14 protein-coding genes are annotated in these 15,829 nt (G+C 44.3%); 2 read left to right on the plus strand and 12 right to left on the minus strand.

Annotation, left to right across the window (positions count from 1 at the left end; genetic code table 11):
• Positions 1 to 97: 97 nt before the first annotated feature.
• Both NST94_RS17290 and tyrS read right to left on the minus strand, forming a co-directional pair.
• Positions 98 to 385, minus strand: a complete 288-nt coding sequence (locus NST94_RS17290) for a hypothetical protein (RefSeq protein WP_036688213.1) — start codon at positions 383 to 385, stop codon at positions 98 to 100.
• A gap of 205 nt (positions 386 to 590) precedes the next feature.
• Positions 591 to 1,850 carry a tyrosine--tRNA ligase gene (tyrS, locus tag NST94_RS17295; RefSeq protein ID WP_076129736.1) on the minus strand — a complete coding sequence of 420 codons (1,260 nt, stop codon included), beginning with the start codon at positions 1,848 to 1,850 and terminating at the stop codon, positions 591 to 593.
• Positions 1,851 to 2,420: 570 nt separating this feature from the next.
• Between tyrS and NST94_RS17300 the strand changes: the two genes are divergently transcribed.
• Positions 2,421 to 2,867 (plus strand): Lrp/AsnC family transcriptional regulator, encoded by a 447-nt coding sequence (locus NST94_RS17300; RefSeq protein ID WP_038571749.1) that lies wholly within the window; start codon positions 2,421 to 2,423, stop codon positions 2,865 to 2,867.
• A gap of 77 nt (positions 2,868 to 2,944) precedes the next feature.
• Here NST94_RS17300 and NST94_RS17305 read toward each other — a convergent pair whose 3' ends face one another.
• The 6 genes from NST94_RS17305 to NST94_RS17330 all read right to left on the minus strand — a co-directional run bounded on the left by NST94_RS17305 (position 2,945) and on the right by NST94_RS17330 (position 10,341).
• Positions 2,945 to 4,495: an acetamidase/formamidase family protein gene (locus NST94_RS17305; protein WP_076303322.1), complete on the minus strand. Its 1,551-nt coding sequence runs from the start codon at positions 4,493 to 4,495 to the stop codon at positions 2,945 to 2,947.
• Between the two features lie 240 nt (positions 4,496 to 4,735).
• Positions 4,736 to 5,548, minus strand: a complete 813-nt coding sequence (locus NST94_RS17310) for a DNA alkylation repair protein (protein WP_076303323.1) — start codon at positions 5,546 to 5,548, stop codon at positions 4,736 to 4,738.
• 108 nt (positions 5,549 to 5,656) lie between these two features.
• The gene (locus tag NST94_RS17315; RefSeq protein WP_076129738.1) at positions 5,657 to 6,340 is read right to left on the minus strand and encodes a Crp/Fnr family transcriptional regulator; all 684 of its coding nucleotides are present in this window, start codon (positions 6,338 to 6,340) and stop codon (positions 5,657 to 5,659) included.
• 82 nt (positions 6,341 to 6,422) lie between these two features.
• Positions 6,423 to 7,478 (minus strand): LLM class flavin-dependent oxidoreductase, encoded by a 1,056-nt coding sequence (locus NST94_RS17320; RefSeq protein WP_339281121.1) that lies wholly within the window; start codon positions 7,476 to 7,478, stop codon positions 6,423 to 6,425.
• A gap of 772 nt (positions 7,479 to 8,250) precedes the next feature.
• Complete coding sequence (locus NST94_RS17325) at positions 8,251 to 9,369, minus strand: acyltransferase family protein (RefSeq protein ID WP_076214702.1); 1,119 nt, start codon at positions 9,367 to 9,369, stop codon at positions 8,251 to 8,253.
• Positions 9,370 to 9,396: 27 nt separating this feature from the next.
• Positions 9,397 to 10,341: an NAD-dependent epimerase/dehydratase family protein gene (locus NST94_RS17330; RefSeq protein WP_076303324.1), complete on the minus strand. Its 945-nt coding sequence runs from the start codon at positions 10,339 to 10,341 to the stop codon at positions 9,397 to 9,399.
• A gap of 101 nt (positions 10,342 to 10,442) precedes the next feature.
• On the opposite strand from NST94_RS17330, the gene NST94_RS17335 reads away from it, so the two are divergent.
• Positions 10,443 to 12,089 (plus strand): glycosyl hydrolase family 28-related protein, encoded by a 1,647-nt coding sequence (locus tag NST94_RS17335; RefSeq protein ID WP_076303325.1) that lies wholly within the window; start codon positions 10,443 to 10,445, stop codon positions 12,087 to 12,089.
• A 6-nt stretch (positions 12,090 to 12,095) separates the two neighbouring features.
• Here NST94_RS17335 and NST94_RS17340 read toward each other — a convergent pair whose 3' ends face one another.
• Genes NST94_RS17340 through NST94_RS17355 form a run of 4 tightly spaced genes read right to left on the minus strand, consistent with a single transcriptional unit; the run spans position 12,096 to position 15,805 of the window.
• The gene (locus NST94_RS17340) at positions 12,096 to 13,262 is read right to left on the minus strand and encodes a DegT/DnrJ/EryC1/StrS family aminotransferase (protein WP_076303326.1); all 1,167 of its coding nucleotides are present in this window, start codon (positions 13,260 to 13,262) and stop codon (positions 12,096 to 12,098) included.
• Complete coding sequence (locus tag NST94_RS17345; protein WP_076303327.1) at positions 13,259 to 14,392, minus strand: GNAT family N-acetyltransferase; 1,134 nt, start codon at positions 14,390 to 14,392, stop codon at positions 13,259 to 13,261. The genes NST94_RS17340 and NST94_RS17345 overlap by 4 nt, the downstream gene beginning before the upstream one ends.
• Entirely contained in the window at positions 14,385 to 15,182 is a 798-nt protein-coding gene (locus tag NST94_RS17350; protein ID WP_076303328.1) for a GNAT family N-acetyltransferase, read from the minus strand. The genes NST94_RS17345 and NST94_RS17350 overlap by 8 nt, the downstream gene beginning before the upstream one ends.
• Complete coding sequence (locus NST94_RS17355; RefSeq protein WP_076129746.1) at positions 15,179 to 15,805, minus strand: sugar transferase; 627 nt, start codon at positions 15,803 to 15,805, stop codon at positions 15,179 to 15,181. Before NST94_RS17355 ends, NST94_RS17350 begins: the two co-directional genes overlap by 4 nt.
• Between the last annotated feature and the right edge of the window lie 24 nt (positions 15,806 to 15,829).

A 15,829-nucleotide genomic window follows, 5' to 3' on the forward strand; every position in this document is an offset into this window, starting at 1 on the left:
CAAAAAAACTGCACTCCCCATTGTCCGTTGGGACAAAGCAATAAGGGTGTGCAGTTTCTTTGTGGATGAGTCTAACGGTAGTTAGAGACTAGTCTTATTAATTACGGACGTATTCTCTATTTGCTGTTTCCAACATGGATTTCCAATCCGCAAACTTCGTCTCCCTAACAACATGACGATCAAACAGTTCATCAGGTATGTCAGCAACATCTTCTTCTGTCTTTACTTGAAAGTTCCCTTTGGTTACAAACTCATCGAAACTTTTGTAATTGGAATACTTACTCATAAACGCTTCATTAAACAATTTCTCGAAAGAGATGTGATTGGGATCTTCTTGATACGTTTTCTGTCCTTGTAACTCATTCATTAATTCTTCCATGGTCATTGGTTTTTGTCTTCTCAAATTACCACTCCTAATTTTCTGTTATAGTTGTAGAATATCATGTTAATCCATAAATCACACGAATCCTAAGCTTACCATAATTTTGACGATTTCACCTTTCAAATTTCACTTAATATGCAAATAGTCGGCCTCTATACTTAAAATACAACAAAAAACCTTCCTTATTCATAAGGAAGGCTTCTTATTATTAGGACAATTTCACCAGGCTGTAGTTTTTCTTACCTTTACGGATAATGATAAAACGTCCGCCGATGGCTTCGCTGGCTGTAACTTCAAATGCTACATCGCTAACTTTTTCGCCATTCATGGAAATTGCGCCTTTGGTGATGTCCTCACGCGCTTGACGTTTGGATGGCTCAATTCCTAGATCTACCAGCCACTCCACGATATTTTTGGACTCCAATGTCGTTTCGTAGGTCGGCATTTCCTTGAAGCCTTGCTCGATCTCGTCAGCGGTCAGAGATTTAATATCTCCACTGAACAGAGCGGCAGTAATACGTTTAGCCTGCTCCAGCAATTCCTCACCATGCACGAATCTGGTCATTTCTTCAGCCAGTGTTATTTGCGCTTCACGTTTATGCGGTTCGGTCTGCACCTTTTCTGCAAGTGCATCAATTTGTTCTTTAGAGAGGAATGTAAAGTACTTCAGGTATTTCACAACATCACGGTCATCTGTATTCGCCCAGAACTGGTAGAATTCAAAAGCTGTCGTTTTGTTCGGATCCAGCCAAATGGCTCCGCCAGCTGTTTTACCGAATTTTGTACCATCGGCTTTCAGCATAAGCGGGATGGTAAGTCCGAATGCTACCGCCTCAGAACCTTCTTTTTTACGAATCAGATCTAAGCCACTTGTGATGTTCCCCCATTGGTCAGAACCACCGATTTGCAGCTGCACATCTTCATGCTGGAACAGGTGCAGGTAGTCCAGGGATTGCAGGATTTGGTAGGAGAATTCCGTAAAGGAAATTCCGCTGTCCAATCTGCTCGCTACAACATCCTTGGCAAGCATCGAATTGATGCTGAAGTTTTTACCATAGTCACGCAAAAATTCGATAACATTGATTTTATGCGTCCAATCGTAGTTGTTCACCATGCGGATTTGATTGTCGCCATCAGTCACGAACAGTTTTTTCATCTGTGCTGTAAGTGCGTCAACGTTGGCTTGGATTTGCTCCAGCGTTTGCAAAGAGCGTTCAGATTGACGTCCACTTGGATCACCAATCGTTCCCGTAGCCCCACCAATAAGAATCACTGGACGATGTCCTGCCAGTTGAAATCTTTTGAGCACCATGAATGGAATCAAGTGGCCAATATGCATACTGTCACCTGTTGGATCTACACCGCAGTACAGGGATACCGATTTTTGATTGGTCAGTTCTCTTAGCCCTTCGGCATCTGTTTGTTGATTGATGGCATCGCGCCATTCTAGTTCGTCGATAATATTCATTGCCTTACACCCCTCAAAATTAGTAGTTATCCTATAAATGAAACATCAGTCCGCCAAGCGGAAACGGTTCGCCCTCCTGATTAGGACGGGAACGTTTCAGCGAGAAATATAAGGAGTATTGATGAAGTGAACCCTATAAATCCTTATATTCAAAAACAAAAAAAATCGTCCCCTTGTCTATTGTAGACATAGGGACGATTGAATAACCGTGTTACCACCCAGATTGCACCCATGAAACGCTTATGCTCAAGCATACCATTGATACCACTCTTGACGAGATATCGTTCGCCATTCCGCTCGGTATTACCCGAGATACTCCAAAGTGTAATTCGCAAGCTTAGTGTGTACCGGGTTTCATCAACCCCCGGCTTTCTGAAACAGGGACTAAGTTACTACTGGGCTCCTTCAACGTATATCGTATATAAGATTACAGCCAGTATAGTGAAATAATTCTTTTATGTCAACTATCTTCAGGAGAGAATGCCGTCACACACTTCTACTGTAAAGCGCTACTAGGCATTTCCACTTTTTTTCTGATACAATTACGAAAAAAGAGGTGAACGAATCCGCATGCTAGATCCTATCGATAACCATATTTTGATGCGGCTGGCCCAAAACAGCAGAATTTCCTATACTGATCTAGCTAAAGAAGTCAGTTTATCAAGTGTCGCGGTGAAAGATCGTATTGATCGGCTAGTCAATCAAGGGATTATTGAACAGTTCTCGATTGTCATCAGTGCTGAAAAGCTAGGAAAGAAAATCTCCGCCTACCTGGAACTGGAAGTAGAACCTGCTCATTTAAATCATATCGTCGATGTATTAAAGGAAAACGAACGCGTAGCTGTATTATACGAAATGACGGGACCATGTATTCTGCATATTCACATCTTGGTAGAGAATCTTGAAGAGATGGAACGGTTTATGCATGAATCAATCTACTGTCTGGATGGACTGGTACGTGTAGAAAACCAAATCTTATTAAAACGCCACAAAAATCAGGACGGATTGAATATATAAGAAAAAGAACCGCCTATAAAGACGGTTCTTTTCTCATTTGGATTTTTTTAGGATTATCGAATAATTGCTATTTCGTCCTACTCTGTCTTAGCCAGCTTAGCTTTATAAAAGTTCACGAAATATTCGCTGACCACGATCTTCCCGTTCACAACACTTATTGGGGCTACAAGCTTCACTGTCTCTCCGTTGTAAATCCCCGTTGTCGCTCCAACCTTCATCTCCAGAACATTGCCATTGTAGCTTAGCGTAACTGTCTTAGTGGCTGGCTGCCAGCCAACCTTTGCTCCAAAGTTCTCAAAGCTGCTCCGTAAAACCACGGGCTTGCGCTCGGAATCGCCGAATTGACCTTTATCAATTAAGGCGTGTACGCCCCAGTTTCCATCCACCACTTGTGTAATTCCAAAATCAGCTGACACAGACATCAGAGAGTACGCCTCATCTTCGCTCAATTCCATTCCAGCCATTAAAAAATCTTTTGTTTTATGAGCGGCATCCTTCATCGCTTTGTCGATGGACGAGTTTTTGAAGATATCCGTCTGAGCACTAGCCCCCAGCTCCTCCAAATAATTGGCGTAGCTGAATCCATGTACAACCCACTCGTTCTCATTTTCAAGTAATGGGAAGTTTAAACCTTTCAGCTTGTTGTTAAGCGATGCTTTTTTATGAAGAATGACTTGTATATCCCCAGTGACCGATGTCTCGATCGCAGTTCCGTTAATCTCCGAATCACCTTGACCGGCATGCGGGTCACCGATCGACAGAAGTGCACCAGCTACGGATACTGGATAATACATCGTTGCACCTTCGGTAATCCGCCAATCATCTACGTTACCGCCGTTGTAAGAAGGTGGAACGGAGTCAACAACATCCGCTTCTTTCGGCGCCACACCCATTGTACCAAAGTGGAGACGTACCGGAATTTTCACGCCTTTTAGCACATCGAAGTTCTTATCAATCGTATTATGGTCAACGATAACACCCGGGTAGTCAATTGTCGGGTGCACTTGACCATCTGGATCGGTTTGCACAGACCATTTGTAGTTATATACAGCTGTTGCATAATCTGTTCCACCCTCCGTATCCATCTCGTAGATAGTTACTACCTCACGCTTTTTCGGCTCCTCTACCATATCTCCGTATAGATAGCCCCAGTTCGCTGCGGCATTCACGCCATATGTTTTGCCAGCGTATTGGTCATTCCCATTTGGTCTCAGCTTCATGTCCAGAATCTTAACTTCCAGCACATCTCCTGGTTCAGCACCTTCAACAGCGATAGGACCTGTCATAATGTGTACGCCTGGCCCGCGGAGCGCTTCGTTCTTCTCCCCTTCAATCCAGTGGAAAATATCCTCTACTCCCGCATCTCCTTTAATCATCCGCTCGTAATCATCCCCTGAGTGATGTGTAATGGCCTCAACCGTTACGATGTCTCCCGAATGCACAGTTAGAGCTGGATCTCCCTTACCTATATTCCCCCATCGAACAGTTTCCGAATTCGCCTTCAGTACATGGGTTTTGGGTTTATACGCATCGTTCGATGTGTTAGCATACATAACACTCGATAACGAGTTCACCCCTAAAAACAGGGATAACGTGACACCTACATTACGAATTATTTGTTTTTTCATACGAAAATCCTCCATCCCTATAATTAGTGTTAGTTTTTATAACATTTGGTGTTTCTGAGTATAACAGATGACCTGAGGATTAACAATATAAATATTTTCATGAATTTTGGTTTAAATAATAAACACGAAGGAGTCTTTCTCTTGAATTATCCAAGTTAACTCCACAACAAAAAAACGCCAACACTTATTAGCCCATAGTGTTTGACGTTTGATTATCCAGTCTTAAGTGATGCACTTATTTTATTTTTGATCAGTAATACTTCTTGTAGCCCGGATTACAATCCGCTTTGTTTCCTTGGTACCTGATAGGTTCAACCATTCATCACAAATTTGCTGTACCCATGCCGGATGGCTTTTGCTAGCATCATTTAACCAATTGCTTACAGAATCCTGAACGTATTTTGCCGGATCAGAGTTAAGCGGTTCTAATAGCTGAAGGCCAATCGCTGGATTTTCTTTGAGCGCTGTAATATGCTTTGCCCATACCCCATGTGGGCGCGTCAATTCGATCGCAAATCTCCTAATATTTGCGTCCTGATCATGAACCCAAGCCTTTAATAATTCAATGGAAGCATCCAGCTCGGCAATGACTGATTCCCTTAAAGCCATCCATGAAATCTCACGCACCCCAAAATGACCATCCGCTGCAAAAGGACGGATTGCTGTTAGTTTTTGAACTAGACTCCATTGATGATTCTGGCCCACGATATAAGCAGCCCAGCAGCGAATACTATCGGATTTATGATGAGCTAACACAGCAAATAATCGGGAACGTTCCAGCTCTGATTTACAGTCAAATAGAAGCTGCCACTCACGTGAAATCACCGGGATGAGCTTCATGATTTTCTTTTCCGATAACGCATTCAGCCTTTGTAAAATTGGTTTAGCTTCCAGTTCAAAACCTAGCTCATTCAGTACATTTTCCAACAAGACAAGATGATCCACAGCAAGCCATTCCGTTAAATTCACGCTCTGTAAATATCCTTTATTCAGCAGTTCTACAATCTCAACGGGAATTTCAGTAACCTTTCGAGCGCCCTTCCTGTGTTCCATGGAAATCGTCCCTTCACTATGATTTGAAAGCTTAAATCACCTTCATGTCATAGCTAGGATACCGTTGTTTCTAAAAATGAAGCTGTAATCTCGTTTACAACTCGATAGCTATGTTATATTTCTTTCCAAAATCTTGTCTCGCTGGATATAGATAGTTCTGAACCCTGTCTGAATAACCTCCGCTTTCACCAATTCTTGCAATGCCACTGTTACAGCTTCTCTGCTGGCTCCAATTAAATTAGCGATTTCTTGATGCGATAGAGGAACATTAATTTTGTAACAATTATCCTTATGCTCAACCCCATGCTGATCCGCTAGCTTTAAAAGAACGCACAATATTTTATCATGCAGATTTCCGATGGCTAGATTCTGAGTTAACTGACTCATACTTTTTATGCGGTCGCTCAATACTTGCAATAATGACATCATAAACCTAGGCCGGTGAGAGATAAATTCTTCAAACCTTGCAGGATCAATTGTACAGATATGGCTTTCCTCTATCGTTTCAATATAATGTTCCTTCGTTCCAAAAGAAATCATACCCATTTCACCAAAAACATTACCCTCACTGAGGATATCCGATGTAAATTGCTTACCGTTTGCGTTTAATTGGTATAAGCGAACCTTCCCTTTTTTCACAAAAAACAGCCCTTCAGAAAAGGTTGACGGTGTTTGGATATATGTATTTTTGGGGACTACTGTTATTCGCGTTAATTCTTCCATTTCAATTAGATCTTCCAGTCCTAACGATTGAAGCAAATTGAATTGAGATAAATAATGATTTTTTTCCATTGCCCCTCCTGTATAAAACGCTATTCATTTCTTCAGTATACCTTACAAAAAAAGCCACGTCCTAAGGACGCAGCTTACTAAATTACCGGTTACTTGCTTCCCAGCGCGCTACTTCTTCCCGCACACGTGGGGCCACTTCGGTGCCCAGCAGTCTAATCGCCTGCATAACATCCTCATGAGGCATCGTGCCGTGCGGCACATGTAAAAAGAATCGCGTAATTCCCACATGCTTGCGCAGATGAATGATTTTATTAGCGACAGTTTCTGGATCACCTACGTAAAGGGCGCCATCTAAGCTACACGCTGCATCATAATCTGCACGATGGTACGGAGGTGTTCCTTTTTCCTTCGCCCGCACATTGGTCCGGGCATGCGTTGAAGGAAAAAATTTCTCCAGCGCTAACTGATTAGTCTCCGCTATGAACCCGTGTGAATGCGAAGCGATTGGAAATTTTGAAATATCATGCCCGGCTTCAGCTGCTGCTTTTTTGTAAAGCTGTACATGTGACGCATAATCCAGTGGTAGAACATTCCCTATAATCGCTAAAACAAAAGGCAAACCTAGTGATCCTGTGCGGATCGCAGACTCTGGACTTCCTGCACTCCCGATCCAAATCGGTAAAGGATCTTGAACCGGACGCGGGTAAATCCCCAAATTTTCTATAGCTGCTCGGTGTTTGCCTTTCCAGGTCACTTTTTCTGACTTTTGGATGGCTAATAACAATTCCAGCTTCTCATTAAACAGTTCTTCGTAATCCTTCAGATCATATCCGAATAGAGGAAAAGACTCTGTAAACGAACCCCGGCCGATCATAATCTCCGCACGTCCGTTCGAAATTCCGTCCAGCGTTGCAAAGTCCTGAAACACACGCACCGGATCGGCTGAAGACAGAATCATTACAGCACTGCTCAACCGGATCTTAGTAGTCAACGAAGCAGCCGCAGCCAGTACAACCGCAGGTGAAGACGCCGCATAATCATGCCGATGATGCTCACCTACTCCGTATACATCTAATCCCACCTCTTCGGCAAGTATAATTTCCTCCACTACTTCACGTAGTCGTTCTGCATGACTTATTGTCTCACCCGTTTGGACATCAGGTGTGGTCTCGACAAATGTGCTTACTCCAAGTTCCACTATTCATTTCCTCCTAATATTCTGCACGATGCATTATTCTCTGGATGTAAAAAACCATAAAGGGACTACCTAATTATAGACTAACTAATTTAGGTCCCTTCGACTATAATCGAAGTTCATCTAATTAGATCCCCCTCACTATAGATCGGACTGAGGAGCCGTTAATTTAATAATTTCATTCATTTTGCTAAATTATCGGACTTAGATGCAGCTATTCGTGCAAAGTAGCTTCCATAATGTGTGTTTTTATGGAAATAAGCGCAATACAGTCCGAAACTATCGCAAAATGAACTAAAAAGTGAAAATAGCTGCAATACAGTCCGAACAAACAAGACCTCGTGTGAACTGACCACAATACAACAATTATACTGGGACTTTTCCGCCAATGTGCAAGAGTGGAGCTAATGCGTGGTAACGACGAAGTTTGTTTAATTGCATTTTGTGCAACTATATACGCTTTGAAGGTAGCCTTTGTGGATTTAGTTGCACTCTGTACATTTAAATACGAGCAATTGCCTCAATATGGCGGGATTCTAGAATAATAGTTGTAAAATTTGCAATTAAACTGCACTAAAGCTGCGAGCATAAGAGCTTAATTGTACTTTTTACAACTATTTTGCTTTTTTAATGAGAATTGAGAGGATGCTGCTAGTGCGATGTAATAGCAAATGTAATTAGCAATGTAATTAGCGAAGGAATCTCAATTAATACAAAAACAAAAAAGACCACTAATCACCTAAACACAGACGATTAGCGGTCGGTCAAATCCAAGCTAGTTTGCATTCCCAATATTCGGAGTTATCGGCTTATCCAGCGATTTCGGTGGTTTGCTTGGGTTTATCCCAACGCCGATCCGACCGAATACAAACGCTCCGCCAGGAATTCGATTCGCTAAATTCATTATAAGTGCCGAGCCTACCACACAACCGACAAATTGCAGCAGAACACTAAATAGTCCAAGGTTTTGCAACCCAAATGAAGCTGGAAGCTTAACGAATATAGCCAATAGCAAAGGATGAAGCAAGTATATGCCAAAAGAATATCTGCTGCTCCATTCCAGCACACGTGGCACTTTCTTCATTTTCGATGCCACGGAGAAGAGCAGCAAAATCATGCTTAAGGCGAATAGAAGCATATCAATTCTTTTGGAGCTATGCGCCGTTATCCAGCCTTGACTATTCACGAACAGCACTAGCGCACCTGTCAGAACCGGGAGCGTGTATACGGCTATGCGGAACTTTTTTAATTTTTCCCGGAACCACAGCTCATTTCGTCCCAAGTAATAGGCTACTGTAAAGTAAAAAATCCAACCAGGTGCGAAAATCCAGTACATTTTATCCCAGAAATAATGGGCGGCTGCCGTATCTGCGGGCGTAGTAAAGTTGAAGAAACCCAAATAGATAACGTTAATAAGGAACGATACGATTAGAACATTGCGGGGGTTAAGCCGCTTCGCATACGTCTGAAACCAGAGGAATAAAGCATAAAACTGAAAGATAATCAGTATAAAATAACCATGGAAATCTCCAATCAGCAAATGACGCCAGAGGTAATACCAAAAAGCCTGCAGCAAAGGAATGCCATCACTACTCGACAGCTCCAATCCTTTTAGTCCTGCATACAAGGTCCCGAAAAAAAAGTAAGGCAATAAAATATACTTGATTCTTTTCTCCCAAAATCTCGCTGGAATTTCATTGGGATAGGCAAATGACAACACGAATTGGGAGATAAATACGAATACAGGTGTGCCAAACGTTAGCAGTAAACCCACCGACTCTACCCAAGATGTATTTCCATCGTCATAAACCCGATAAAGAGCATGCAGCAGGGCTATACTTAAGCAGGCTACACTACGAAGAACGAACATTTCCGAGTTCATTTTGCGTTCCATGCGGAGTGCCCCTTTCAATGTGTGCTTTTAATGATCTACTGCGCTTCCTACACTTAAGCGGTCAGTAATTGTTTTTTTCAGCCCGGTATGAAAGTTATGGTTAGGGAACCAAGATAATAATTCCTGGGCTTTTTGATTGTTTAAGTAGCTATGGAGAATATCCCCCGGACGGGGCTCCGCATAGGTTGTCAGGAAATCACCACCCGTGATGTCGCTTAACATCCGAACCATCGTATTTATCGAGGTTGGTATTCCGCAGCTAATATTCATCGTCTCATTATTCACCCTGCCTTCGGTCTGAACCGCGTCAACAAACGCTTGCGCCACATCCTCCACATAGACGAAATCTCTAGTCTGCTCACCGTCCCCATAGATAACAAGATTCTTCCCTTGCTTTATGCGATCCAGAAAAACGGAAACAACGCCAGCTTCCCCATGTGAACTTTGCCTAGGCCCATATACATTAGCGAGACGCAGTATCGTATATTTTAGCCCATGTAAGCTGGAAAACATCCGAATATATGACTCTGGTACACTTTTGGATACACCATAGCAGGACTCGGGATTTAAGGGATGCTGCTCATCAATGCTCAAATATTCCGGGTTCCCATAAACCGCTGCCGACGAGGCATAGACTAGCTTTTGAACCTGATGGATCTCGCACATGCGCAGTACATTCAGCGTGCCAACAATATTCACATTCGCATCAAATAACGGGTTCCGCTGTGATTCTCTGACGTCGATCTGTGCAGCCAGATGAATGACTGCATTTGGCTTTTCAAGGTTAAACACCTCATGCAAAGTCTCATCCCGAATATCGTACTTATACAGAACCGCAGCAGGATTCATATAAGTCAGACCGGAGGCTCCGGATACATTATCTACAATCACAGTTTCTATGCCCTTTTTTATTAGACGATCAACCACATGGGATCCAATAAAACCTAACCCCCCAGTTACCAATACCTTCAAAATAAAAAACTCCTTTCGCCCGCTAAGAGTGATCTTTGTACCGTGCATTCCCCGAAAAATTCACATAAAATACAAAATCAAAGGATAAAGGAGTGAAGTATATGGCTACTGCCCCTATTCCAGACAGCTCGGTGACTACGTCCATCCTTTCTGATGGTGCGGTCACATCTATTAAAATAGACCCTGAGACTAACGGTTATGTGAACGTCCGATCGTACGGCGCTGTAGGAAACGGTATCAAGGACGATACAGTAGCGATTCAAAATGCTATCAATGCGGGAAACGCCAAAAACAAAGTAGTAATCTTTCCTCCAGGTGTATATAAGGTATCTTCGGGACGCATGCGTAACCCCTCCATCCTCGACTGGTGGTGTCTTCGAATTCCAGCCAAAACGAATTTAAGCTTTGAAGCCGGCTCCAAACTTGTGCTTGCCCCGAACCCACCTTCAGACACTAGGGTTCTAGTAATCTTAAATGCCTCAAATATCACAATCGCGGGCACCCTTGAAATTGATGGAAGTGCATCGACTGTTAAAACAGCCGTCAACGATCAGCTTCACGGCTTGTTCATTTCTTCTTCGCAAAATATAACGATAGAGTCAGTGTACTCTCACGATTGCTATGGGGATAATATCTTCATTGGGGGGACAGAAGAAATCCCCTCCGTTAATGTGCACATCGGATATGCACGCTGTGAGACTGCTGGACGAAAGAACTTTGTGGTCCATTTTGTAGACCAGCTTCATGTCAACAGAGCGGTTCTGAATAATAGCCGCGGTGGCGCACCAGGTTTTACTGGCGCTAACTCTCTCGATCTTGAACCCGACGTCTTTAAAGGAACGCGCAGCTTTTATCAGCGATTCGACTCCTTGACTACCATTGGTTTCGGTAACGATCTATCAGCAGGGCTTACAGATGCTATCGCTAGACTCTGGACACTCGACATCGGTTCACTAGATATGCGTGTAAGCGGATCGGTAAGTCCAGCCTTACTGTCCTATGGACTGACGCTGAAAATCAATCACTTGGCTATCCGCTCCACCGATCATAAAGCTAGCTTCGGTCTACAGACGATCTATTCACAATTTATTGATATCGCTAGCGCCAAGTTCGATGGCATCGGGGGCCCTGCGATCTATGCAGCGTTTAATGCTGCCGGAGGTAAACCAAGATTGCATATCGGTTCGTTAGGAATGTACGGCTCGGGTTCCACCTTAGCAAGTGGTGTCCGAATCGACGGAGGAGATCTTTATGTGGGGACGATAGATGCACAGGATTTAACGGGCAATACCTTGCATTTATTCACAACGGAGTCTGACGCGATGGCTACTGTCGACAATATGATCGTCCGCAATAGCGGAACCAATCAGGTAGTGCTAGTCTCTTCTTACGGTGCAGCTAAACCGTCTCTGCGCCTCAATAATGTAGCGGTGTTCGATACCCGAGCAGTGAAGGTAAAGCGAATTCTAGAATTCGAAACACTAATCGGCATGCAAGGCACATCACTAGGAACCTTGTATAATCCATATTCGCTTCTTGAATGGTTCTCGACCTACGGTAACTTCAAACGGGCCATTCGCCTCACTGGGGGGACAGTGTTGCCCGCGGTGTTCATAGTAGAGGGTTCGCCCGAGGGAGTCGTAACCGCCCCAGTTGGCAGTCTGGCCATGCGAACGGATGGCACCGCACAAGCCACTTTGTATGTGAAGGAAAGCGGATCAGCTGCCAGCGGATGGAAGGCTAAATAAGATGAATCAACGGTATTGGTTACATGTCTCTATCGCATAAACGACACGTTCCAAATCCTCATCTGATAAAGAGCTTCCAGAAGGCAGGCAGACACCTGTTGAAAATAATTTATCCGATACACTGTATTCCTCACTGTAAGGATAGTAGTAATTGCTCTCGAACAAGGGTTGTAAATGCAGCGGTTTCCATACAGGTCTAGCTTCGATATTGTGCTGTTCCAGACATGACAGGAGTTGTTGTGAAGAGAACCCCGCCACTTCTTCATCGATGGTCAGCGCACTCAACCAGTGCGTGCTGCGACAATTGCGCGCTTCCGGCATAAAATGAAGACCCGGTATGGAACCTAACCGTTCCCTATATCGCCGGCCAATAGATCTGCGACGCTCTACTCGCTCTTCAAGCAGTTCTAATTGACCGCGTCCTATGGCTGCCAACAGGTTGCTTAACCGATAGTTGTATCCCATTTCGGAATGTTGATAATGAGGGGCAGTGTCTCGGGCTTGCGTAGACCAGAAGCGCGCTTGATCTAAGGCTTCGGTATCGTCGGATACGAGCATGCCCCCACCTGACGTCGTAATAATCTTATTTCCGTTGAAAGAATAGATTCCGAATCGGCCCCAGGTTCCGCTGGCCTTGCCTTGATAGAAAGCACCTAGTGATTCGGCAGCATCTTCAATCAAGGTAATTCCATATCGGTCAGCTATTTCTACAATGGGCTCCATGTCTGCGCTTTGTCCGTATAAATTGACGACAACAGCCGCTTTTGGCAGCAGTCCTTTGTCATTCAAAGCTTGGCAGGCCCGCTGAAAAGCTAGCGGACACATGTTCCAGGTCTCAGGCTCTGAATCGACAAATACGGGGGTGGCCCCCAAATATAAAATAGGATTGGCGCTAGCAACGAACGTGAGCGTTGAACAGATCACGTAATCTCCTTGTGTGACACCGGCTAGACGAAGTGCGAGATGAATCGCCGCCGTGCCAGAGCTTAACGCTAGTGCACCCTTTGATCCTGTGTAGGCGGCCATCTCCCGCTCGAACGCATCAACTTGCGGACCAATAGGAGCAATCCAACCAGAGTGTATCGCCTCCTCCATGTAGACCTGCTCACGTCCACTAATATGCGGCGGGGATAACAAGATTCGTGGCAGAATGCTTGTTTGACGAATGCTCATGCGAAGCTCCTTTCTCCATTTGGACCGATTTCTTCAGATGGAATACATATCATATCGAGATCTGGATGCCGATAGAGCGGAAAGTAATTTCCTGATATTCTGGTGTCACAAAAGGATATGATCCGCTCATACAACTCTGGGAAAAAAATTCGTTTACCTAAGTAATAGTCAAGGGGTTCCAGTTGTGTCGCGAATCTATGCTTGAATTGAAATAAGTCGTCATTCCCCATATATCCCCCGCCAAGATGAAAACATTCAAAGCCATTTTCCATCCCCCACTTGGCTGCTGCGTGTATTAGCAATTTGGTAGGTGACCACTGCAGATAGGCGCGATCCCAACCACATAGGTGATAATGCATCCACGGTCGTTCATGTAACACGATGCTGGTCGCCACCGTTTTCTCCCCATCCATAGCTTCGAATAGCTCTACTCTCCCCTCAAGTAGATGACTAGTATCTTCTATAAATTTTTTGGGAAAATAATAAAAAGAATCCGCCTGTAAATCGTTTAGTGTTCCGTAATACAATTCACTGAAGGACTCAATACGATCCTTCAGATTCGAATTTCGAATCGTAAAGGGTGCGGACTTTAATTTATGAATATTCCGTTTATGATTGCTGCCATAATGCCGGATGAGCTCTGACTCCGAACCCACAGTCAAATCAATATAAATTGTATTCCTATTCCATTCGGTGGTCAGACCACTTTGATATTCCGTAGCGTTGCCAATCAAGGGATGAAATCTTACAAACTCGGTCATGATCTTTTTCTCTCTACAGTAATCCGTGAACGTTTCACTGAATTGCCGGTACAGCTCACTTCGTTCGGCTCCCGGAGGGAGATTCGATATCGGTCCCCCGTATCCATAGGGTGTACTAATGTCGTACCAATCGCCTTCAAGCCCCAGTTGGATTACGGCAGGAAGATGGCTTATGGAGCGAAGCAAGTAAGGATACATTATGAGCTGGTCTCCCTGCTTAAAAACAAACAGCTCTGCCTGCTGATGCTCTCCATCCTCAAACAGCCGAAAAAACGCTGAGGAGAAATAGATATCCTTCGTCTCTAGCTGGTTCAAATAGGCATCCCATTCCGCTGAACTAGAGCTGCCTAACACGATGAAGTTACTCATACAACACCTCTTGATTCTCCAATAGTTTGATCATACGTATACTTTCAGTGCTTAAGATTAGCCCGGGGTCTCGCTCACGCAAATAAGCATCTGAAGAAAGCAACAGCAGCCTTTTCTCCCGGTCTAAATCCATTAATACGTCTGTCAAAAGATTGCAGCCACTCCACCCTCCACTTTGCAGTTGGATACGATAATACTGTTCACCTAACCGGCCCACAACTGAAGTCTCTTCCTTCGTTCTAATCTTAAGAGAAGAGAATCCATACTTTTGATGATGTGCCTCTGCCATCGGATAATCATCTATGATGTACGCCAATGCTTCTTTATCCCTATCAATCGATGGAGCCAAATCTCTTACATACCAGTAAGTCCGGCCTTCCTCTGCAAAACCAAGCCGCAAATACCAAGCATGAGCTTGCTCATTCCACGAAAATACATCAAGTGCCAGCTTCGAAATGCCATCCTTTTGGGCCAACGTCTCCCCGTAGGCCATAAGCTTGCCACCGATGCCGTCTTTTCGATAAGCTGCGTCCACATTCAAGTTATTCAGAACCAGCATCTGCTCCATTCTTCGCCATTCAGCGAATCCAATAAGATGATCTTCAGAATAGGCACCAATCAGCAGTGTTGCTGAATGGCTTCCGCATTTACATGCTGCTTTCAAATATTCGGGATAACCGCCACAGGCGAATATGGTTTGATTGTAGACCGACTCTGGCAAGTTGCTCTGTAAGAGCCGGCATGCAAGGTGAATATCATCTTCCTGAAGCGGACTAAACCGCAAATTCATGCCGACCCCTCCTTTTGGTTCATTCTGTACTCATCGAGCGGCAAACTATGCTCACCCGGATTGGCCACAACGTCATCTTGGCGGATCACCTTCAGCACAGTTTTGCATAAGATCAACGCATCTAATCTAAAGCTCAGCTTCTCAACATAGGTAACGTCATAGGAGAGCCGCTGTTTCCACTCCGAAGTATTACGTCCAGATACCTGCGCCAATCCCGTTATTCCGGGTCTTACAGTAAATCGCAGCCGCTCCCGTTCAGAGTAATGCGGGCTGTAACGGATGAGCAAAGGTCTTGGTCCGATCAGACTCATTTCTCCCTTCACAACATTTACTAATTGCGGGAGCTCATCCAGACTCAGCTTTCGAATCAATCCGCCGAATTTGATATAACGCCGAGCATCCGATAACGGCTGGCCCTGCGCATCATACATTTCAGCCATGGTTCGGAACTTGTAGATGTAGAAGGGTCTTTCTCCCATTCCCGGCCGTTGCTGCTTGAACAAAATAGGACTTCCCAGCTTTATCCGAAGCAGCAACGCCACCACAGCCATGACCGGACTAAACACACCTAACATAACGATCGCTCCCACCAAATCGAAGCCCCGCTTCATATGGCGATACATGGTAGTCTTTCCCCCGCCTTTCTC

This window comes from Paenibacillus sp. FSL H8-0282 (genome assembly GCF_037963825.1).
Classification (GTDB): Bacteria; Bacillota; Bacilli; order Paenibacillales; family Paenibacillaceae; genus Paenibacillus_AQ; species Paenibacillus_AQ odorifer.